This window comes from Herbiconiux sp. (assembly GCF_023264895.1).
Lineage (GTDB): Bacteria > Actinomycetota > Actinomycetes > Actinomycetales > Microbacteriaceae > Herbiconiux.
Genome location: NZ_JAHFUY010000038.1, coordinates 13,854 through 33,770, shown reverse-complemented (window position 1 = coordinate 33,770; position 19,917 = coordinate 13,854). Strand labels below are relative to the sequence as shown.

17 protein-coding genes are annotated in these 19,917 nt (G+C 70.3%); 12 read left to right on the top strand and 5 right to left on the bottom strand.

Annotated elements, in window-relative coordinates:
• Positions 1–4: 4 nt before the first annotated feature.
• On the bottom strand, positions 5–868 hold the full coding sequence (locus Q0D57_RS08755) for an alpha/beta fold hydrolase (RefSeq protein WP_291041545.1): 864 nt from the start codon (positions 866–868) through the stop codon (positions 5–7).
• A 225-nt stretch (positions 869–1,093) separates the two neighbouring features.
• A complete protein-coding gene (locus Q0D57_RS08750; protein WP_291041542.1) occupies positions 1,094–1,234 on the bottom strand; it encodes a hypothetical protein in 141 nt (46 codons plus the stop codon).
• A gap of 101 nt (positions 1,235–1,335) precedes the next feature.
• Here Q0D57_RS08750 and Q0D57_RS08745 point away from each other — a divergent pair, with 101 nt between their 5' ends.
• From Q0D57_RS08745 to guaA, 7 genes are all read left to right on the top strand, one after another.
• A complete protein-coding gene (locus Q0D57_RS08745; protein WP_291041539.1) occupies positions 1,336–2,454 on the top strand; it encodes a GuaB3 family IMP dehydrogenase-related protein in 1,119 nt (372 codons plus the stop codon).
• 51 nt (positions 2,455–2,505) lie between these two features.
• Entirely contained in the window at positions 2,506–4,233 is a 1,728-nt protein-coding gene (locus Q0D57_RS08740; RefSeq protein WP_291041537.1) for a glycerol-3-phosphate dehydrogenase/oxidase, read from the top strand.
• A gap of 135 nt (positions 4,234–4,368) precedes the next feature.
• The gene (locus Q0D57_RS08735; RefSeq protein ID WP_259525248.1) at positions 4,369–4,896 is read left to right on the top strand and encodes a TrkA C-terminal domain-containing protein; all 528 of its coding nucleotides are present in this window, start codon (positions 4,369–4,371) and stop codon (positions 4,894–4,896) included.
• Between the two features lie 10 nt (positions 4,897–4,906).
• The gene (locus tag Q0D57_RS08730) at positions 4,907–6,292 is read left to right on the top strand and encodes a cation:proton antiporter (protein ID WP_291041532.1); all 1,386 of its coding nucleotides are present in this window, start codon (positions 4,907–4,909) and stop codon (positions 6,290–6,292) included.
• The gene (locus tag Q0D57_RS08725; protein WP_291041527.1) at positions 6,289–7,155 is read left to right on the top strand and encodes an SURF1 family cytochrome oxidase biogenesis protein; all 867 of its coding nucleotides are present in this window, start codon (positions 6,289–6,291) and stop codon (positions 7,153–7,155) included. Before Q0D57_RS08730 ends, Q0D57_RS08725 begins: the two co-directional genes overlap by 4 nt.
• A 9-nt stretch (positions 7,156–7,164) precedes the next feature.
• Positions 7,165–7,614 (top strand): DUF3817 domain-containing protein, encoded by a 450-nt coding sequence (locus Q0D57_RS08720; protein ID WP_259525245.1) that lies wholly within the window; start codon positions 7,165–7,167, stop codon positions 7,612–7,614.
• Positions 7,615–7,654: 40 nt separating this feature from the next.
• Entirely contained in the window at positions 7,655–9,205 is a 1,551-nt protein-coding gene (gene guaA, locus Q0D57_RS08715) for a glutamine-hydrolyzing GMP synthase (protein ID WP_259525244.1), read from the top strand.
• A 70-nt stretch (positions 9,206–9,275) separates the two neighbouring features.
• Here guaA and Q0D57_RS08710 read toward each other — a convergent pair whose 3' ends face one another.
• Entirely contained in the window at positions 9,276–10,256 is a 981-nt protein-coding gene (locus tag Q0D57_RS08710; RefSeq protein ID WP_291041520.1) for a DUF418 domain-containing protein, read from the bottom strand.
• A gap of 177 nt (positions 10,257–10,433) precedes the next feature.
• Positions 10,434–11,255: a Bax inhibitor-1/YccA family protein gene (locus tag Q0D57_RS08705; RefSeq protein WP_291041517.1), complete on the bottom strand. Its 822-nt coding sequence runs from the start codon at positions 11,253–11,255 to the stop codon at positions 10,434–10,436.
• 147 nt (positions 11,256–11,402) lie between these two features.
• Here Q0D57_RS08705 and Q0D57_RS08700 point away from each other — a divergent pair, with 147 nt between their 5' ends.
• Together Q0D57_RS08700 and Q0D57_RS08695 are read left to right on the top strand one after the other, a co-directional pair.
• Entirely contained in the window at positions 11,403–12,416 is a 1,014-nt protein-coding gene (locus Q0D57_RS08700; RefSeq protein WP_291041514.1) for a glycerophosphodiester phosphodiesterase family protein, read from the top strand.
• 6 nt (positions 12,417–12,422) lie between these two features.
• Positions 12,423–14,843 (top strand): UvrD-helicase domain-containing protein, encoded by a 2,421-nt coding sequence (locus Q0D57_RS08695; RefSeq protein ID WP_291041511.1) that lies wholly within the window; start codon positions 12,423–12,425, stop codon positions 14,841–14,843.
• Between the two features lie 65 nt (positions 14,844–14,908).
• On the opposite strand, the gene Q0D57_RS08690 is transcribed toward Q0D57_RS08695, so the two are convergent.
• The gene (locus Q0D57_RS08690) at positions 14,909–16,906 is read right to left on the bottom strand and encodes an LPXTG cell wall anchor domain-containing protein (RefSeq protein WP_291041508.1); all 1,998 of its coding nucleotides are present in this window, start codon (positions 16,904–16,906) and stop codon (positions 14,909–14,911) included.
• A 237-nt stretch (positions 16,907–17,143) separates the two neighbouring features.
• On the opposite strand from Q0D57_RS08690, the gene sucC reads away from it, so the two are divergent.
• The 3 genes from sucC (at position 17,144) to Q0D57_RS08675 (ending at position 19,840) form a co-directional block, all read left to right on the top strand.
• The gene (gene sucC, locus Q0D57_RS08685; protein WP_291041504.1) at positions 17,144–18,313 is read left to right on the top strand and encodes an ADP-forming succinate--CoA ligase subunit beta; all 1,170 of its coding nucleotides are present in this window, start codon (positions 17,144–17,146) and stop codon (positions 18,311–18,313) included.
• Positions 18,314–18,329: 16 nt separating this feature from the next.
• Positions 18,330–19,232 (top strand): succinate--CoA ligase subunit alpha, encoded by a 903-nt coding sequence (gene sucD, locus Q0D57_RS08680; protein WP_259525235.1) that lies wholly within the window; start codon positions 18,330–18,332, stop codon positions 19,230–19,232.
• Between the two features lie 86 nt (positions 19,233–19,318).
• Positions 19,319–19,840, top strand: a complete 522-nt coding sequence (locus Q0D57_RS08675) for a hypothetical protein (protein ID WP_291041500.1) — start codon at positions 19,319–19,321, stop codon at positions 19,838–19,840.
• Positions 19,841–19,917 lie beyond the last annotated feature (77 nt).

Here is a 19,917-nt window from a genome sequence, read left to right as displayed (position 1 = left end):
GGGCTCAGCCGAGGCGGCTGGGCTCGAGGAGCGCGTCGAGCCAGCCGAAAGCGCGCGCGTGGTAGAGCTGGCGGGCTCCGGTCTCGCAGTGCTGAGCCGCCCCTTCGGCCTCGGTGAACAGCAGCAGCTGCTTCGGCGCCCTGAGCGCGGTGAACAGCTGGGGTGCCGTCGCACCGATGTCGTCGTGCTCGGCGTGGGTCACGAGGGTGGGGCACGTGATCTTCTCGGCGAAGCCCTTGAGGGTGAAGCGCTTGGCCAGACGGAAGTAGTCCATCGGATCGTCGACCCCGTGCGCAAAGAGGTTGCGGCGGAGCGCCCAGCCGCCTGTGGGGGAGCCGAGCACGTGGTCGATCATGCCGTCGATGAGCACGCGTGCGGCCTCGTTGCCATCCGGGATCTGGCCGCGCAGGGGCTTCGGCACCCGGGCGACGGAGGCGTCGAACAGGTCGAAGGCGCCCGAGTCGGCGATGCAGGCCGCGATCCGGTGCTCGCTGCTCGCCGCGCGCGGGGCCAGGTAGCCGCCGAGACTCAGTCCGATGAGCCCGATGCGGTCCGGATCGACGTCGGCCCGTTCGAGCAGGAAGTCGAGCACGGGGGTGACGACGTTCTCGTAGTCGGGCCGGAGCGGGAGCCCCTGCTCCACGAGCACCGAGCCCTGCCCGGGGCCGTCGAAGGCCAGCACGTTGTAGCCGCGGTCGAGGGCCGCCGCCGCGTTCCAGAAGTACAGCTCCTCGGTGGTGCCGTCGTAGCCGTCGACCAGCACCACCGTGGCGCGGCGGGCGCCGGCCTCGGGGTGGTCGGCCGCCACGGCCGAGAAGAAGTAGCCCGGGAGCGTGGTGCCCTCGTAGGGGATCTCGAGGATCTCCACGGGCGAACGGAAGTGCGCGATCGCCCGGCGGAACGCCTCGCGCTGGCGGGCGATGCTCGCCGGCAGCCGCGGGTCGACCGGCCGGGCGAGGAAGACGCTGCCCGCGGTGCGGAAGTAGGTGGTGGCACGCAGGAAGGCGAGGCGGGCGGTCTCGGACTCGCCGCGCGACTCCGCCGTGACGCCGAGGGAGTAGGCGGCATCGGCGGCGGCCGACCACTCGGCGTGCTACGAGTCGAAGTCCGTCCCCTTCACCCGGCGCGCGACCGCGATGGTCTCGAAGACGTCGGCGCCGCCGAAAGGTGCCGCGGCCGCGGCCCGCAGCGTCTGGGCGTCGAGGAGCTCGTCCTTGACGGCGAATGACGACATGATGCCTCCCAGCACGAGCGGTCGGACGCCTCCAGAGTAGGGCCCGGCGGAGGCGGGTACCAGGCCCGCGTCGGCCGGTTCGCTAAGGTTGGGGGGTGAGTATGGAGTTCGAAATCGGCCGCGCCAAGCGCGCCCGCCGTGTCTACGCGTTCGACGACATCGCGGTGGTGCCCTCGCGGCGCACCCGCGACCCCCAGGATGTGTCGGTGAGCTGGGCGATCGACGCCTACCACTTCGACATCCCGGTGCTCGCCGCCCCGATGGACTCCGTCGTCTCGCCGCAGACCGCCATCATGATCGGGCAGCTCGGCGGCGTGGGCGTGCTCGACCTCGAGGGTGTCTGGACGCGGTACGAGGATCCGGAGCCGCTGCTCGAGGAGATCCGCAACCTGCCCGAGGGGCGCTCGACCGAGCGCATGCAGGAGATCTACTCCGAGCCGATCAAGCCCGAGCTGGTCACCGCGCGCCTGGCCGAGATCCGTGCCTCCGGCGTCACCGTCGCCGGCGCGCTCTCGCCGCAGCGCACCCAGGAGCTCTACGAGACCGTCGTGGCGGCCGGAGTCGACCTGTTCGTCATCCGCGGCACCACCGTCTCGGCCGAGCACGTCTCGAAGACCGTCGAGCCGCTCAACCTCAAGAAGTTCATCTACGAGCTCGACGTTCCCGTGATCGTGGGCGGCGCCGCCACCTACACCGCGGCCCTGCACCTCATGCGCACGGGAGCCGCGGGCGTGCTCGTGGGCTTCGGCGGGGGAGCCGCGTCGACCACGCGCGCGACCCTCGGCATCCACGCGCCCATGGCCACCGCGGTGGCCGACGTCGCGGGCGCGCGCCGGGACTACATGGACGAGTCGGGCGGCCGCTACGTGCACGTGATCGCCGACGGCGGTCTCGGCACCTCGGGCGACATCGTGAAGGCCATCTCGGTCGGCGCCGACGCCGTCATGCTCGGCACCGCGCTGGCCCGTGCGAGCGACGCCCCGGGCGGCGGTTGGCACTGGGGCCCCGAGGCGCACCACTCGCAGCTGCCGCGCGGCAACCGGGTGCACGTGGGCTCGGTCGCACCTCTCGAGCAGGTGCTCTACGGGCCATCGCCCGTGGCCGACGGCACCGCCAACCTGATCGGCGCTCTCCGCCGCTCGATGGCGACCACCGGCTACTCGGACCTGAAGGAATTCCAGAGGATCGAAGTGGTTGTCGCTCCCTACCGGGTTGACTAGCGTGGGGAGCGGATGCGGCTAGCCCGCCGCTCTGCACCGAAGGAGAGTCCCATGCCCAAGACATCCGTCTCGCACTCCACCAAGATCGGTCCGGAGGAGCGCATCGCGGCCATCGAGACCCTCAAGGAGAAGGAACTCGACATCCTCGTGGTGGGTGGGGGCATCGTGGGCACCGGAGCCGCGCTCGATGCGGTGACGCGAGGCCTTCGCACCGGCATGGTCGAGGCGCGCGACTGGGCCTCCGGCACGTCGAGCCGATCGTCGAAGCTCGTGCACGGCGGCATCCGGTACCTCGAGCAGCTCGACTTCAGGCTCGTGCGCGAGGCCCTCACCGAGCGCGGACTGCTGCTGCAGCGCATCGCGCCGCACCTCGTGAAGCCCGTACGGTTCCTCTACCCGCTCAACAAGCGCATCGTCGAGCGGGCCTACATCGGCGCCGGCATGCTGCTCTACGACATCTTCAGCTACTCGGGCGGCCGCCCTCCCGGGGTGCCGCACCACCGCCACCTCTCGAAGAAGCAGGTGCAGGCGCTCATGCCGAGCCTCGCGAAGGACGCCCTGATCGGCGGCATCACCTACTACGACGCCCAGGTCGACGACGCGCGCTACGTGTCGAGCCTCGCCCGCACCGCGGCCTCCTACGGGGCCCACGTGGCGAGCCGGGTGAAGGTCGAGGGCTTCATCAAGGTGGGCGAGCGCGTCGTGGGAGTGCACGCGCACGACCTCGAGACCGGCGAGACGTTCGAGATCCGCGCCAAGCAGGTCGTGAACGCCACCGGTGTCTGGACCGACGAGACCCAGGCCATGGTGGGCGAGCGCGGCCAGTTCAAGGTGCGCGCCTCCAAGGGCATCCACCTCGTGGTGCCGCGCGACCGCTTCCAGGGCAAGTCGGGGCTCCTCCTGCGCACCGAGAAGAGCGTGCTGTTCGTCATCCCGTGGGGGCGGCACTGGCTCATCGGCACGACCGACACCGACTGGAAGCTCGACAAGGCGCATCCGGCCGCCACCGCCGCCGACATCGACTACGTGCTCGAGCACGTCAACAAGGTGCTCGCCGTTCCCCTCACCCGGGAGGACGTGGAGGGCGTCTACGCCGGCCTCCGCCCGCTGCTGGCCGGGGAGTCCGACCAGACGTCGAAGCTCTCGCGCGAGCACCTCGTGGCGCACTCGGTGCCCGGTCTCGTGGTGATCGCGGGCGGCAAGTGGACCACCTACCGGATCATGGCGAAGGACGCCATCGACGCCGCCGTCTCGGCGCTCGACGGCCGCATCTCGCCCTCGGTGACACAGGACATCGCCCTGCTGGGTGCCGAGGGCTATCAGGCCGCGTGGAACAAGCGGCAGAAGATCGCCCGCAAGTTCGGCGTGCACACCGTGCGGATCGAGCACCTGCTGAACCGCTACGGCACGCTCACCGACGAACTGCTCGATCTCATCCGCGAGGATCCGAGCCTCGCCGAGCCGCTGCCGGGTGCTGACGACTACATCGGCGCCGAGGTGGTCTACGCGGCCTCCCACGAGAGCGCCCTGCACCTCGACGACGTGCTCGCCCGGCGCACCCGCATCTCGATCGAGGCCTGGGACCGCGGCGTCTCGGCGGCGCCCGTGGCGGCGAAGCTCATGGGCGGTGTGCTCGGCTGGGACGACGACACGATCGAGCGCGAGGTGGCCTTCTACCTCGAGCGCGTGGCGGCCGAGCGGGCCAGCCAGCTGCAGCCCGACGACGAGTCGGCCGAGCGCATCCGGCTCGAGGCCCCGGACATCGTGCCGACAGACTGAGGCGACGGATCCGGACCGTCACGTCGCCGTGCGCTCAGTGCGAACGGCGACGTGACCCCGCGGCGGCTTGACTAAACTGGAGTCACCGCCGGCTCACCGTGATGTCGTGGCGGCGTTTTCTCGGAGGAGACAGCCATGGTCGATGTTCGGCGAGTCAAGCTTCCCGGCGTGGGTGTGCTGCATACGTTCATCACCTCCGACGGCGGCAAGGTGGGCGTGATCGCTCACCGCTCGGGCCACAGCGACCTCATCACCTTCGCCGACGACGCCGACGGCCCCGACTCCACCAAGGTGTCCCTCCGCCTGTCGGAGGACGAGGCCCACACGCTCGCCGAGCTGCTCGGCGGCACCCAGATCACCGAGTCGCTCTCGGCCCTCGACCAGGTGCCCGGCCTCAGCATCGACTGGTTCACGGTCGACTACGAGGACCACATCGCCGGCCAGCCGCTCGGCAGCCCCGCCGAGCGCGGCATCGCCGGGCTCACGGTCGTGGCGGTCGTGCGCGGCGACTCCGCGAACCCCGCTCCCGCACCCGACTTCAAGGTCTTCCCGGGCGACACCCTCGTCGTCGCGGGCTCGCCGGAGAAGGTCGCGAAGGCCTTCAACTTCTTCCGCACGGGCGAGCTGAAGAAGCTCGCAGACGCGCCGCCCGGAAACAGCTAGGCCGCCGCGGATGCACCTCGGCCCCGATCTCCTCGTTCTCGGCGTCCTGTTCGTCATCGCCTACGTCCTGGGGCGTCTCGGCAAGTCCATCGGCCTCCCGGCCATCCCGATCTACATGGTGGTCGGGCTCCTCGCGAGCCCGTACTTCGGCTGGTTCCCCATCTCGTTCGAGCACGGGGAGTACATCGAGCTGATCGCGGTGGTCGGCCTCATCCTGCTGCTGTTCAACCTCGGTCTCGAGTTCGACCAGGACGAGTTCTACTCCAACGCGGGCAAGCTGCTCATCTCGGGCGGCTCCTACATCCTCATCAACATGCTCGTGGGCTTCGCCTTCGGGTTCCTGGTGGGCTGGGGCACGCGGGAGGCGCTCATCATCGCCGGCATCACGGCGACCTCCTCGAGCGCGATCGTGACGAAGCTCCTGATCGAGCTGAACCGTCTGGCCAACCGCGAGACCCCGATGATCCTCGGCGTGACCGTGGTGGAGGACGTGTTCATCGCGGTCTACCTCGCGATCGTCTCCGTGGTGCTCTCGGGCGAGACGGAGGTCTGGCCGGTCATCGGCAAGCTCGCCGTGTCGTTCCTCTTCCTCGTGGTGATGTTCTCGATCGCACGGTGGGGCGGAAAGTTCGTCTCCCGGCTCTTCCGCACGAAGGACGACGAGCTCTTCACCATCCTGTTCTTCGGTCTCGCGCTGGCCTTCGGCGGTCTCGGCGAGATCCTCGGGGTCACGGATGCGATCGGTGCGTTCCTGATCGGCCTCGTGCTGGGCGCGACGCGGTACCGCAACCGGATCGAACAGATAGCCATCCCGCTCCGTGACGTCTTCGGCGCCTTCTTCTTCCTGAACTTCGGGCTCGGGCTCGATCCCAGCAAGTTCCCGGATGTCATCGTTCCGGTCGTGCTCGCGGTCGTGATGACGATGGTGCTCAACATCATCGCGGGACAGTTCGTGGCGTGGCTCAATGGACTCGGACCGCAGGCGGGCATCAACACCACGGCCATCCTGCAGAACCGGGGGGAGTTCGCGCTCATCCTCGCGACCCTCGCCCTGGCCGCGGGCCTCGACGAGCGGATTCAGCCGTTCGCCGGGCTCTACGTGCTCATCATGGCGATCCTCGGGCCGATCCTCGCGGTCAACTCCGAGCGGATCGGCGGCGTCGTGCTCGGCACCACGCGGAAGCGCAAGGCTGCTGCGGCGGCGGTGGCCGCCGCGGCGGCCGAGGCCGAGGCGGAGCGCGGGCCCGACGAGGGCTCTGGCAGCGCCTTCGCCTCGTCGGCGCCCGAGGTCACCGGCGACCGCACCGTCGATCGGCTGATCGAACAGGCCATGCTGCAGTCGGACGAGGACGGTCCTCGAGCCCGGGGCAACGATTCTAGGGACAGCGAGTATTGAGCACCACAGGAACCCAGCGCACCGGCTCGACCGTGTTCGAGGTGATGCGCCGACCGCGCTGGATCGGGATGCTCGTGCTCGCGCTCGCCGTGGCGGCGGGCTTCGCCCTGCTCGGTCAGTGGCAGCTCGGGCGGGCCGTCTCGAGCGGCGAGGTGGTGGGCACCCAGAGCGAGACCGTGCGGCCGCTCACCGAGATCGGCGTGCCGCAGGCACCCGTGTTCGAGTCGCAGGCCGCGCAGAAGGCCGAGGCGGTGGGCGGGTACACGCTCTCCGGCTTCGACATCCTCGGTGACCGGCTGAACGGCGACGAGGCCGGTTATTGGGTGATCGGGCAGTTCCAGGTGAGCGACCCCGCCGACACGTACCTGGCGGTCGCTCTGGGCTGGACGGCCGATGCGGACGCGGCCCTCGAGGTCGCGTCGCAGCTGTCCTCCGGTCAGACCGACAACATCAAGACGATCGTCGGCCGCTACCTGCCGACCGAGGCGCCCCAGGCATCCGACCTGTACGACCCCGTCGAGGGCGTCACCTCGCTCGACGGATCGCCTCTGGAGACCACGATGTCGGTGGCCTCGCTCGTGAACCGCTGGACGGAGTTCGACGACACCGCCGAGGTGTACGGCGGCTACCTCGTGCTCGACGATCCCGCGCCCGGCCTCGAGGCCATCCTCTCGCCCGAGCCCGACCGCTCGGTGCAGTTGAACTGGCTCAACATCTTCTATGCCGCCGAGTGGGTGGTGTTCGCGGGCTTCGCGGTCTACCTCTGGTACCGGCTCGTGCGCGATGCCTGGGAGCGCGAGAACGAAGACGACGACGATGAGGACGACGACGTGACGGCCGGGCCCCAGCCGCTGCGCGGGTAGGCTGGACCCATGGCCCTCGCTCCCAAACCGAAGGACTTCCCGCGCATCCGCGGGGCGCTGAAGTTCTACCAGGTCGCCTCCGTCATCACGGGCGTCATGCTGCTGCTCCTGTGCGCCGAGATGCTGCTGAAGTACACCCCGCTCGGCCTCGAGCTCGAGCTCGGCGGCCCGCGCGGGCTGCTCGCCCTCGTGCCGGAGGGCACGGTCGTGGCGGTCAACCTCAGCACCGGCATCCTGATCGCGCACGGCTGGTTCTACGTGGTCTACCTGTTCTCCGACTTCCGCCTCTGGAGCCTCATGAGGTGGCCGTTCTGGGCCTTCATCGTGATCGCGCTCGGCGGCGTCATCCCGTTCCTGTCCTTCTTCCTCGAGGCCTCCGTGGGCCGGCGGGTGAAGGCCTACCTGGCCGCGCGCGAAGCCGAGGCCGCCCGACCCCAGACCGTGGAGGCATCCCATTAGCGAGGCACACACCCCCGACCACGGCGAGCTCACCCGCCCGGTGCTCGTCGTCGACTTCGGGGCCCAGTACGCCCAGTTGATCGCCCGCCGCGTGCGCGAGGCGAGCGTCTACTCCGAGATCGTGCCGCACTCCATCTCGGCGGCCGAGATCGCGGCGAAGAACCCCGTCGGCATCGTGCTGAGTGGCGGCCCCTCGAGCGTCTACGAGGAGGGCGCCCCGGCGCTGGATCCCGGGATCCTCGAGCTCGGCGTGCCCGTGATGGGCATCTGCTACGGCTTCCAGGTGATGGCGAAGGCCCTCGGCGGCGAGGTCGCCAAGACCGGCGCCCGCGAGTACGGCTCGACCGACGTGGCGATCGACGCCTCGGGCAGCTCGCTGCTCGGAGAGCAGCCGACCGCCCAGACGGTGTGGATGAGCCACGGCGACTCGGTGGTGCAGGCCCCGGACGGCTTCGACGTGCTCGCCAGCACCTCCTCCACGCCGGTCGCCGCCTTCTCCAACACCGACCGCGGGCTCTACGGCGTGCAGTGGCATCCCGAGGTCAAGCACTCGCCCTACGGGCAGGACCTGCTGGAGAACTTTCTGCACCGCGCCGCGGGCATCCCCGCCGACTGGAACCCGGGCAACGTGATCGCCGACCAGGTGGCCGCCATCCGCGCCCAGGTGGGCTCGGGCAAGGTCATCTGCGGTCTCTCCGGGGGCGTCGACTCCGCGGTGGCGGCAGCGCTCGTGCACGAGGCGGTGGGCGACCAGCTCGTCTGCATCTTCGTCGACCACGGGCTGCTGCGCGAGGGCGAGCGCCGCCAGGTCGAGGAGGACTACGTGGCCTCCACCGGTGTGCGCCTCGTGACGGTCGACGCCCGGGAGCAGTTCCTCGGCGCCCTCGCCGGGGTCAGCGACCCGGAGCAGAAGCGCAAGATCATCGGGCGCGAGTTCATCCGCACGTTCGAACAGGCCCAGGCCGACCTCATCGCCGAGGCCGCCGCCGACGGCGACCCGATCCGCTACCTCGTGCAGGGCACCCTCTACCCCGACGTGGTGGAGTCGGGCGGCGGCAGCGGCACGGCCAACATCAAGAGCCACCACAACGTGGGCGGCCTCCCCGAAGACCTGCAGTTCGAGCTCGTGGAGCCGCTGCGGGCGCTCTTCAAGGACGAGGTGCGGGCGATCGGCCGCGAGCTCGGCCTGCCCGAGGTCATCGTGGGGCGCCAGCCCTTCCCCGGCCCCGGTCTCGGCATCCGGATCGTGGGCGAGGTGACCTTCGAGCGCCTCGAGCTGCTGCGGCACGCCGACGCCATCGTGCGCGCCGAGCTCACCGCCGCAGGTCTCGACGCCGAGATCTGGCAGTGCCCGGTCGTGCTGCTCGCCGACGTGCGCTCCGTGGGCGTGCAGGGCGACGGCCGCACCTACGGGCACCCGATCGTGCTGCGGCCCGTGTCGAGCGAGGACGCGATGACGGCGGACTGGACCCGACTGCCCTACGACGTGCTCGCGCGCATCTCGAATCGCATCACGAACGAGGTGACGGGGGTCAACCGGGTCGTGCTCGACGTGACGTCGAAGCCGCCGGGAACCATCGAGTGGGAGTGACGCGCGGCTGATGCTGCGCGGGGGCGGCGCTGCGTGGGGCCAGGGCTGCGCGTGGGGGCGCTCGGCGCGGCTAGTGCTGTGCGCCGGTGCTGCGTGGTGCGCGCCAGGGGCGCTGCGTGCTCAGGCGGCTCACGAGCCACTCGAGTGGGCCCTGGCTGAATCGTAGGCTCCAGACGCTCGCGAAGACGACCGCGGGAACCGCGAGTGCGAAGAACAGGGGAGTGGCCTGCCAGTCGAGTCCGTCGCTTCCCGCCGGTGACAGACGCACGATGATCGCAATCGCGATGATCTGGGCCGAGTAGAGCGTGAGCGGCATCGAGCCCGCCGCCGCCAGCGGCCTCGCGATGGTGCGGGTCACCTGGCGCCCCCGTGCTGCGCCCGGGCTGAGCACGAGCAGCAGGAGGCCCGTGATCGCGACGGCCAGGCCGCCGGTGGCGACCACCTCGGACGTCGTGTTGCTGTGCGCTTCGACCGGCGCGCCACCGAGGAGTGCGCCGAGGTACCCGGCGGCGGCGAGCACGCCGCCGATCACGAGCATGCCGGCCTGCGTGCGGGGGCGGCGGAGGTCGCAGCGGGCGATCAGGATGCCCGTGGCGACGTAGGCGAGCCAGACCGGTGCAGGGTAGACGCCGTAGAGCCAGGCCTCGGGGAAGTACGCCCACGGGCTCTGGAGGAGGCGGGCCACGTCTCCCGAGGCCGCGTCGACGCCGGCGGTGAGGATGGTGACGAGCCAGGGCCCGGCCACGGCGGCGACGGCGGCGACGACGCCGAGGAGCCAGCGCGGGGCGAAGAGCAGGGGGATGGAGACGGCGAAGAGCAGCCCGTAGCTGTCGAGGATGATGGCGATCGGAGTCTCGAGCAGGGTCAGACCGATGCCGAGGACGATGAGCAGGAGGGCTCGGAGGGCCACCACCCGCGCCGAGCGGGAACGAGCCGACCCGCCGGAGATCAGGCCGAGGGAGATTCCGGCGACGAGGGCGAAGAGCACGGAGGAACGGCCGTCCCAGACCGCCTCGCCGCCGTCTTCGGGGACCGTGTGCGCGGCGATCATGCCGAGGAGGGCGAGACCGCGGGCCGCGTCGAGACCCAGGAGACGGGCGGTGCCGGTGCTCTCGCCGTTGCCGGTGCGTCTCCCGGTGTCGGCTGGACGAACGGGGCCGCCCTCGTGGGCGACCCCGTCTCGGATGTCGATGGCTTCCGCCGGTGCTTCTGCGCTCGGCCGGTGCCGCTAGTTGCGGAAGATGGCGATGATGCGCAGGAGCTCCAGGTAGAGCCAGATGAGCGTGAGGACGAGGCCGAAGGCGCCCGACCACTCGTACTTGCGAGGAGCGCCGCTCCTCACGCCGCGCTGGATGGAGTCGAAGTCGAGCACGAGCGAGTAGGCCGCGAGAAGCACGGCGAAGAGGCCGATCACGATGCCGATCGGGAAGCCGCCGATGGTGGCTCCGCGGAGGCCCCACGGGTCGTCGACGACGCCCGTGATCATGAGCACGAAGTTGAGCAGCGAGAACAGCCCGTAGCCGATGATCGCGATCAGGAACACCTTGGTGGCCCGCTTGGAGGCGCGGATCTTGCCGCTCGCGAAGAGTGCGAGGGTGACGCCGAACACCGCGAGGGTGGCGAGCACGGCCTGCACGATGATGCCGGACCACTGCGACTCGAAGACGCTCGAGATGCCGCCGATGAACAGGCCCTGGAACGCCGCGTAGAGCAGGATCAGCGGAACCGACGGCTCGCGCTTGAACGCGTTGACGAGGCCCAGCACGAGGCCGATGATGGCGCCGCCGAAGGTGAGCCCCATGCCGAGGGCGGTGGGCTGGGGCTGGTTGGTCAGGAACGCCACGGTCGCTGTGACCAGGAGCACCACGAACATGCCGGCGGTCTTCAGGATGACGCCGTCGTAGCTCATGCGGTCGGTCTGGGAGGCCGTCGCGGCGGGCTTGTCGAACATCGTCTGCAGCCCCTCGGCCGAGATGTTCTGCACCTCCTTGCCGTTGAACACGGGGTTGCGGGAGAAGGCGGGGTTGCTGGAGGACGCGGGGCCGGCCATGTCAGTCTCAATCTGTCGTGGGAACGTGAACGTGGTGCTCCCAGGGTAGTGCACCGTTCACCTCGATTCGCTGGTAGTCCGCCGGATTCCAGCGGATCTGAACGCCCTGGGCGAACAGTGCGGGGCCCGGGCGCGTAGCGTGTGAGCGTGGATCAGCAGACACTCGTCATCGGGCACCGCGGAGCCAGCGGCTACCGCCCGGAGCACACGGCCTCGGCCTACGAACTGGCGTTCGCGCTCGGAGCCGACGCGGTCGAGCCCGACGTGGTGCTCTCGCTCGACGGCGTGCCGGTGGTGCGGCACGAGAACGAGATCTCGGGCACCACCGACGTGGCATCCCACGCCGAGTTCGCCGACCGGCGGACGACCCGGGAGGTCGACGGCGTCGCGCACACGGGCTGGTTCACGGAGGACTTCACCTGGCCCGAGCTGCAGACCCTCCGCGCCGTCGAGCGGCTTCCCGGCATCCGGCCCTCGAGCGCGAGCTTCGACGGCCGCTTCGGGCTGCTGCGGCTGCGTGACGTGCTGCGCATCGCCGAGGAGGCGGGAGGCGGAGCGGTGGTGGAGCTCAAGCACGGCACCCACTTCGCGGCCGCGGGCCTTCCGCTCGCGGAGGCCGTGGCCCGCGAGATCGACGAGGCCGGCTGGGGGCGGGCCGGTCGCGAGAGGCTCACGGTCGAGTCGTTCGAGCAGACCGTGCTCGGTGAGCTCAGGGCGACAGGCCTCGACGCCCGCTGGATCTACCTGCTGGAGGACTCCGGGACGGCGTTCGACCTCGTGGCGCGGCTCGGTGTCGACGCACCCGGCTACGCCGACCAGCTCACCGACTCCGGCCTGTGCACCCTCGCGGACTCGGTCGACGGCATCAGTGTGGACAAGGCGACCATCCTCCCCCGCGACGTGCTCGGCGTCTCGCACGGCGCATCCGACGTCGTCGACCGGGCCCACGCGGCCGGACTCGAGGTGTTCACCTGGACGCTCCGGGCCGAGAACCGCTTCCTTCCCCGCAACTTCAGAGTCGGTCACGACAAGGCGGCGTTCGGCCGGTGGGAGGAGGAGTTCCAGGCGATCCTCGCCACCGGTGTCGACGGAGTCTTCGCCGACCAGCCCGATCTCGCGGTGGCCGCTCGCAGCGCTGTCGGAGGTGCGGCCTACACTTGACGCAGCATGAGCGACACCACCGAATCGAACCCGCGCATCACCCCCGTCGTGGTCGGCGACTCACGATTCGACGATGACGACGAGCTGCTCGACGGCCTCAACCCCGAGCAGCGCGTGGCGGTCGTGCACCGCGGCCCCGCCCTGCTCATCGTGGCGGGCGCCGGCAGTGGCAAGACCCGTGTGCTCACGCACCGCATCGCGAGCCTGATCCGCAACAACGAGGCGTGGCCGAGCCAGATCCTCGCCATCACGTTCACCAACAAGGCCGCCGCCGAGATGCGCGAGCGGGTGGGGCACCTGCTCGGTCAGGTCGCCGAGGGCATGTGGATCTCGACGTTCCACTCGGCGTGCGTGCGCATCCTCCGCCGGGAGGCCGAGAACTTCGGCTTCACCAAGAGCTTCACGATCTACGACTCGCAGGACTCCCGGGCGCTGGTCAAGCGCATCATCAAGGATCTGCAGGCAGATGCCTTCGGCTTCACCGTGGCGCAGGTGACCGGCAAGATCTCGAAGCTCAAGAACGAGCTGAGCGATGCCGACAGCTATGCGCGCCAGGCCAACTTCTCCGACCCGCAGGACGCGATGTTCGTGGAGGTCTTCCGCGCATACTCGCGGGCGCTCCGCGACGCGAACGCGTTCGACTTCGACGACCTGATCAGCCAGACGGTGTTCCTCTTCCGAGCCTTCCCCCAGGTGGCGGAGAAGTACCAGCGCCGCTTCCGGCACATCCTCGTCGACGAGTACCAGGACACGAACCACGCGCAGTACGCCCTCATCCGCGAGCTCACCCGGCCGCCGGAGTCGAACGAGCTCTCCGGGTTGTCGGCGTTCGGAGGCGGAGGTGCCTCGCTCACCGTGGTGGGTGACTCCGACCAGTCGATCTACGCCTTCCGCGGTGCCGACATCCGCAACATCGTGGAGTTCGAGCGCGACTTCCCGGGCGCGCGGGTGGTGCTGCTCGAGCAGAACTACCGCTCCACCCAGAACATCCTCTCGGCGGCGAACGCCGTGATCTCGAACAACTTCGACCGGAAGGACAAGAAGCTCTGGACCGCCGTCGGCGACGGCGAGAAGATCGTGGGCTTCACGGGCTACTCGGGGCACGACGAGGCGCAGTTCGTGGCCGATGAGATCGCCAAGCTGCGCGAGGGCGGGATGGCTTACAACCAGATCGCCGTGTTCTACCGCACCAACTCGCAGACCAGAGCGCTGGAGGAGATCTTCATCCGCTCGGCGCTGCCGTACCGCGTGCTCGGCGGCACGAAGTTCTACGAGCGGGCCGAGATCAAGGACGCCATGGCGTACCTCACGAGCGTGGCGAATCCGTTCGACGCCCTCGCCCTCCGCCGCATCCTCAACACCCCCAAGCGCGGCATCGGCCCGGCCACCGAGACGCAGCTCGCCTCGTTCGCCGAGCGCGAGGGCATCGGCTACCGGGACGCGATGCGCCGGGCCGGCGAGCTCGGGCTCGGCCCCAAGGTCACGGCCGCCATCCTGCAGCTGGCCGGGCTGCTCGACGAGGCGACGGCGCTCGCCGACCCCGAGCGACCGGGCGGCGAGGCACCCGTGAGCGAGGTGCTCGCCCTGCTGATGGAGAAGAGCAACTACGTCACGATGCTGCGCGCCAGCCGCGACCCGCAGGACGAGGCGCGTGCCGAGAACGTGGAGGAGCTCCTGGCGGTGACGAAGGAGTTCAACCGCAACAACCCCGACGGCACGCTCATCGACTTCCTCACCGAGGTGTCGCTCGTGGCGGCGGTCGACGACCTCGACGACTCCAGCGGAACCGTGTCGCTGATGACCCTGCACACGGCGAAGGGGCTCGAGTACGACGCGGTGTTCCTCACCGGCGTCGAGGAGGACCTGCTGCCGCACCGCATGTCGGCGAGCGAGCCCGGTGGGCCGGCTGAGGAGCGCCGGCTCTTCTACGTGGGCATCACCCGCGCGCGGAAGCGGCTGTTCATCTCGCTCGCGATGACGAGAGCGCAGTTCGGCGAGACCGCGGTGGCGATGCCGAGCCGCTACCTGCAGGAGATCCCCGCTGAGCTCATGGACTGGATCCAGTCGCCCGGCATGGCGACCTCGCGCGGCGGCACGGAGCCCCGCGCGCTGAATGCCTCGCGCGGCCGCTCGTACGGGGGCTCCGGTGGTGGTTCCGGCTCGCGCTGGAACAGCGACTCGACCTTCGGGCTGCCGCCCGCGCCGCCCAGGCAGAAGACCGAGTGGGCGAACCGCGTGACCGGTCAGGTGCGCGACAACGGCGACCTCGAGCTCGCACCCGGTGACCGCATCACGCACACCGACTTCGGCGAGGGCCGGGTGAACCAGGTCACGGGCGAGGGCTCGAAGCGGGTGGCCCACGTGAACTTCGAGTCGGCGGGGCCGAAGAAGCTCCTGATCAAGATCGCACCCATCGAGAAGCTCTGACCCTCCGAGACGCTCTGACTCTCGGGGGCGGTCCGACCGCCGGAGCTGCCGTAGCGGCGCGGCGGTCATGAGCGCCGCCGGAGTGCCACGCCGAGGCCGGCCAGCCCGGCCATGATGGCGACGATCGTGACCGCGGTCGTCAGCGCCGAAGGGGGAGCCGCGCCCGTGCGCGGGAGCTGCGCTCGAGCGGTCGTCGGCGGCCCCTCAGGAGGCAGCGCCGGTGGCAGCGCAGGCGGGGAGGTGGCGGGCGGGACGGTGGCGGGCGGTGCGGCGGCCGGGGGAGTGACGGGCGGCGATGCGGGCGGCGGAGAGCTCGGCGGTGGCCGGAACTCGAGCGACTCCGACTCGTGCACCCGCGTGTCGGCGAACGGCGGCACCAGCGGCTCCGTGAAGGCCTCCGACAGAGTGGACTCCCGCAGAGAGGGGGAGCGGGCGGCCGAGCCGGCGGAGTCGAACACGAAGTAGTAGAAGCCGGGGACGGCGACCGGGATGCACGGGGACTCGTGGGTTCCGTCGGCGATGATCATCGTGGTCACCTCTCCCGCCACCGGCGAGCTGCGCCAGTCGGGCGGGGTCTGGCCGGCCGGCGGCCTCGCGGCGAGCGGGCCGATCAGGGTGGAGTCGACGGTGACCGGACCGGCTCCCTCGGGGAGCCCGCGGACCGACAGGGCGTCGCTCACGCATCCGGGTGCATCGAGCCGGTGCTGCGACGCCACCGTGCTCACCTCCGGAGCGGCGGGCACGAGCGTGGTCTCGGTCGCCACGCCGAACTCCGAGCTCCACGGCTGCAGCCTGTCGCCGCCCTCGGAGCGCGGAGTGCGGGCGGGATCGATCGAGTCCGTCCAGACGTAGTAGCCCGGCGCGGTGATCGTGCACGGCGGCGTGCGGTAGGTGCCCGGGCCACCCTCGATGCGGAGCTCGACCGTGCACACGCGCGGCGCATCCGCGGGAGCACGCGGTGACGGCTCGGGCAGGGTGCCGAAGGGGCCCCAGAGCACGCTCTCGACCACCACGGGGATGGGCTGCAGGGAGCCGTCGCGGGCTCGGTGCACCCCCCACTCCGTGCCGGTGGGCGACTGCGGGTGCGCCGAGACCGTCAGGATGTCGGTGAGCTCCGTGCCCGGGGACGCCACGGCCTCGCTCGTGGCCGTGATCACGCGCGGTGCGAACGGGAGCTCGCTCGGCGCGCTCGCCGTGGCCGAGGCCTCCGCCCGGGCGTCATAGGGCTCGGTGACCAGGAGGCTCTGCGTGTCGCCGGTGCTGCGGCCGAGCCGGTAGTCGGCCCCGAACGGCAGGCCCTCGAAGACGACGTCGACGGTGACCTGCTCGGTCGCTCCGCGCTGATCCGGGACGATGGAGAGGGGCACTCCGTTGGGGATCGCAGCCGTCCTCCGGCCGTCGGGGAAGGTCGCACCGCGGAGGGTGGCCGATCCGGTGAACGAACCCGGTGCGGGTGACCGGGCGCCTGCGAGGTGGTCGATGACGAGATCGGAGACCACCCGGCCGCCAGGCCCGTCGAGGTCGAGCGTCACCGAGGCCGAGACCCCGCGGGACGCTCCGCCCGCACCGTCGGCGACCCGCAGCATGTGGTTCGCCGCGGTGACGACGAGGTCGGCGTCGCCATTGGCCCTCTGGGCGAAGAACGCCTGGTCGTGGCCGGCGAGGCCCGTGACCGTCCAGGTCGCGAGCTGTGCGGCAGCCGCCGTGAGCGGATCGCCCGGAGCGCCCCACTCCCGGGAGATGAAGGCGAGCCTCGCCGAGTCGTCGGTGCCGAACCACGCCGCCGAGGTGCCAGGAAGGTAGTCGACGGCCGCCCCGATCGGCGGTGGCTTCTCGACGTCGATGCAGTAGCCGTGCCGCCCGTCGTCGAGCAGGTAGTTGCCGAGCCACGAGGTGTGGTCTTTCGCCCAGAGCACCCCCTGGCCGTGGGCGACGGCCTCGGTGGCGAAGGCCGTGGTGCCGCCGAGCGCGAGAGCGAGCGGTGCCGCCAGCAGGCCGGCGACGAGGAGGCCGACGAGACGGAGGGCGCGGAGGAGGGGACGGGAGCGGGGGAGCGGGTTCATGCGCACAGCTTCGCGAGGACGCCTCGCCCGCGGAGCGCTGCCGCCCGTTCTGTGGAGGAACGCGCCCCGGAAGCCCCCTGGGGAGGAGCAGTCGGCCGCGCGGCAGCACGCGCCCCGGGGGGTAGAGTTCTAGATGGTGTCCGGAGCGATGGAGGGGGCATCCCTTTCGTCGCGCCGTCTGTCATGTCCCGTTTTTCCCTCCGGGACGACGAGTTGAAAGCGGATTGGAAGACCAGCGTGGATCTATTCGAGTACCAAGCCCGAGACCTCTTCGAAAGCTACGGCGTGCCGGTTCTGCCCGGCATCATCGCCGACACTCCTGAAGACGTGAGGGCCGCAGCCGAGAAGCTCGGCGGCGTCACCGTGGTGAAGGCCCAGGTCAAGGTGGGCGGCCGCGGAAAGGCCGGCGGCGTCAAGGTCGCGAAGGACGCCGACGCGGCCGAGGAGGCCGCGAAGTCGATCCTCGGCCTCGACATCAAGGGCCACGTCGTCAAGCGCGTCATGGTCGCCGGTGGTGCCCGCATCGCCCAGGAGTTCTACTTCTCGGTGCTGCTGGACCGGGCGAACCGCTCCTACCTCTCGCTCACGAGTTACGAGGGCGGCATGGAGATCGAGCAGCTCGCCGTCGAGCGCCCCGAGGCCCTCGCCCGCATCGAGGTCGACCCGATCAAGGGCATCGACCTCGAGACCGCGAAGCAGATCGCCGTCGACGCGAAGTTCCCGGAGGAGCTGATCGAGAAGGTCGCCCCCGTCTTCGTGAAGCTGTGGGAGGTCTACAAGGGCGAGGACGCGACCCTGGTCGAGGTCAACCCGCTCGTGCTCACCGAGGAGGGCGACATCATCGCCCTCGACGGCAAGGTCTCGCTCGACGAGAACGCCGGATTCCGTCACCCGGGCCACGAGGCGCTCGAAGACGCCGAGGCTGCCGACCCGCTCGAGGCCAAGGCCAAGGAGAACGACCTCAACTACGTCAAGCTCGACGGCGAGGTCGGCGTGATCGGCAACGGCGCGGGGCTCGTGATGTCGACGCTCGACGTCGTCTCCTACGCGGGCGAGAAGCACGGCGTGGTCAAGCCCGCCAACTTCCTCGACATCGGCGGCGGAGCCTCCGCACAGGTCATGGCCAACGGTCTCGACATCATCCTCGGCGACCCGCAGGTCAATAGAGTGTTCGTCAACGTCTTCGGCGGCATCACTGCCTGCGACGCCGTGGCGAACGGCATCGTCGGCGCCCTCGAGGTGCTCGGCGACACCGCCACCAAGCCCCTCGTGGTGCGACTCGACGGCAACAAGGTCGAGGAGGGCCGCGCCATCCTCGAGAAGGCCGCGCACCCGCTCGTGACCCTGGCCCTGACGATGGACGACGGCGCCGACAAGGCCGCCGAGCTCGCCCACGCTGCGAAGTAAGTAGAGGACGAGAGACATGTCGATTTTTCTGAACAAGGACTCCAAGGTCATCGTGCAGGGCATCACCGGCGGTGAGGGCACCAAGCACACCGCCCTCATGCTGAAGGCCGGCACGCAGGTCGTGGGCGGCGTCAACGCCCGCAAGGCCGGCACCACCGTGAGCCACACCGACAAGGACGGCAACGCCGTCGAGCTGCCCGTGTTCGGCACGGTGAAGGAGGCCATCGAGGCCACCGGCGCCGATGTGTCGATCGCATTCGTGCCGCCGGCGTTCTCGAAGGACGCGATCGTCGAGGCGATCGACTCCGAGATCCCGCTGCTCGTGGTCATCACCGAGGGCATCCCGGTGCAGGACTCGGCCGAGGCCTGGGCCTACGCCAAGGCGAAGGGCAACAAGACCCGCATCATCGGGCCGAACTGCCCCGGCATCATCACCCCCGGTGAGGCGCTCGTGGGCATCACCCCCGCGAACATCACCGGCAAGGGACCGATCGGCCTCGTGTCGAAGTCGGGCACCCTGACCTACCAGATGATGTACGAGCTGCGTGACCTCGGCTTCTCGACCGCCATCGGCATCGGCGGCGACCCGATCATCGGCACCACCCACATCGACGCGCTCGCCGCGTTCGAAGCCGACCCCGAGACCAAGGCGATCGTGATGATCGGTGAGATCGGTGGCGACGCCGAGGAGCGTGCCGCCGACTTCATCAAGGCCAACGTCACGAAGCCCGTGGTGGGCTACGTGGCCGGGTTCACCGCCCCCGAGGGCAAGACCATGGGCCACGCGGGCGCCATCGTCTCCGGCTCGGCCGGCACCGCCCAGGCCAAGAAAGAGGCCCTCGAGGCCGCGGGCGTGAAGGTCGGCAAGACGCCGAGCGAGACCGCTGCGCTGCTGCGTGAGGTCTACGCGGCGCTGTAGGTCGCACGTCACAGATGAACGGCCCGTCCTCCACCGAGGGCGGGCCGTTCGCCGTCGAGGGTGGCGTGGTCTGACAGAATCGTGGGGTGACGAAGGTGAATGAGGCGGCGGCCTCGGTGGGGCTGTGGCGGCGGCTGCGGCACGAGTTCGTGACGCCGGAGTCGATCTACGGCACCATCATCGTCAGCGCCCTGATCGTGCTGATCGAGGACGGCGACACCGACTTCGACATGATCACCTCGGTTTCGGTCACGGTCTTCGTGTTCTGGATCGCGCACGTCTTCGCCGCGACCGTCGCCACGCACGGCCGCCGCAACGGCGTCGAGATCCCGGTGGGCGAAGCCCTGGCCCGCGCCGTGCGCCACGCGGCCGGCCTGCCCGTCTCGGCCATCCTGCCGATCCTCGTGCTCACCCTCGGAGCGAGCGGCGTGCTGCCCGAGCGCCTCGCCTACCAGCTCGCGCTGCTCGTGAGCGTGCTGCTGCTCGCCGGTCTCGGCACCCTCGCCTTCGCCGAGCGCGGTGCCCGCTGGTACGCGAGCATCGCCGGAGGGCTGGCCACGGGCCTCGTGGGTCTCGCCGTCATCATGCTCAAGGTCATCCTGCACTGACGAAGGCCCTCCGCAGACGTCTGCGCAGGGCACTCCCCGCACGGGGCGCGTGCCGCGCCGGGATGCCGCGGCTCGGG

Bases quoted from the DNA above. Each gene is read 5' to 3' on its own strand.
- Q0D57_RS08750 (WP_291041542.1), bottom strand. From the start codon at position 1,234: ATGTCGTCATTCGCCGTCAAGGACGAGCTCCTCGACGCCCAGACGCTG.
- Q0D57_RS08745 (WP_291041539.1), top strand. From the start codon at position 1,336: ATGGAGTTCGAAATCGGCCGCGCCAAGCGCGCCCGCCGTGTCTACGCG.
- Q0D57_RS08740 (WP_291041537.1), top strand. From the start codon at position 2,506: ATGCCCAAGACATCCGTCTCGCACTCCACCAAGATCGGTCCGGAGGAG.
- Q0D57_RS08735 (WP_259525248.1), top strand. From the start codon at position 4,369: ATGGTCGATGTTCGGCGAGTCAAGCTTCCCGGCGTGGGTGTGCTGCAT.
- Q0D57_RS08730 (WP_291041532.1), top strand. From the start codon at position 4,907: ATGCACCTCGGCCCCGATCTCCTCGTTCTCGGCGTCCTGTTCGTCATC.
- Q0D57_RS08720 (WP_259525245.1), top strand. From the start codon at position 7,165: ATGGCCCTCGCTCCCAAACCGAAGGACTTCCCGCGCATCCGCGGGGCG.
- Q0D57_RS08710 (WP_291041520.1), bottom strand. From the start codon at position 10,256: ATGATCGCCGCGCACACGGTCCCCGAAGACGGCGGCGAGGCGGTCTGG.
- Q0D57_RS08705 (WP_291041517.1), bottom strand. From the start codon at position 11,255: ATGGCCGGCCCCGCGTCCTCCAGCAACCCCGCCTTCTCCCGCAACCCC.
- Q0D57_RS08695 (WP_291041511.1), top strand. From the start codon at position 12,423: ATGAGCGACACCACCGAATCGAACCCGCGCATCACCCCCGTCGTGGTC.
- Q0D57_RS08690 (WP_291041508.1), bottom strand. From the start codon at position 16,906: ATGAACCCGCTCCCCCGCTCCCGTCCCCTCCTCCGCGCCCTCCGTCTC.
- sucD (WP_259525235.1), top strand. From the start codon at position 18,330: ATGTCGATTTTTCTGAACAAGGACTCCAAGGTCATCGTGCAGGGCATC.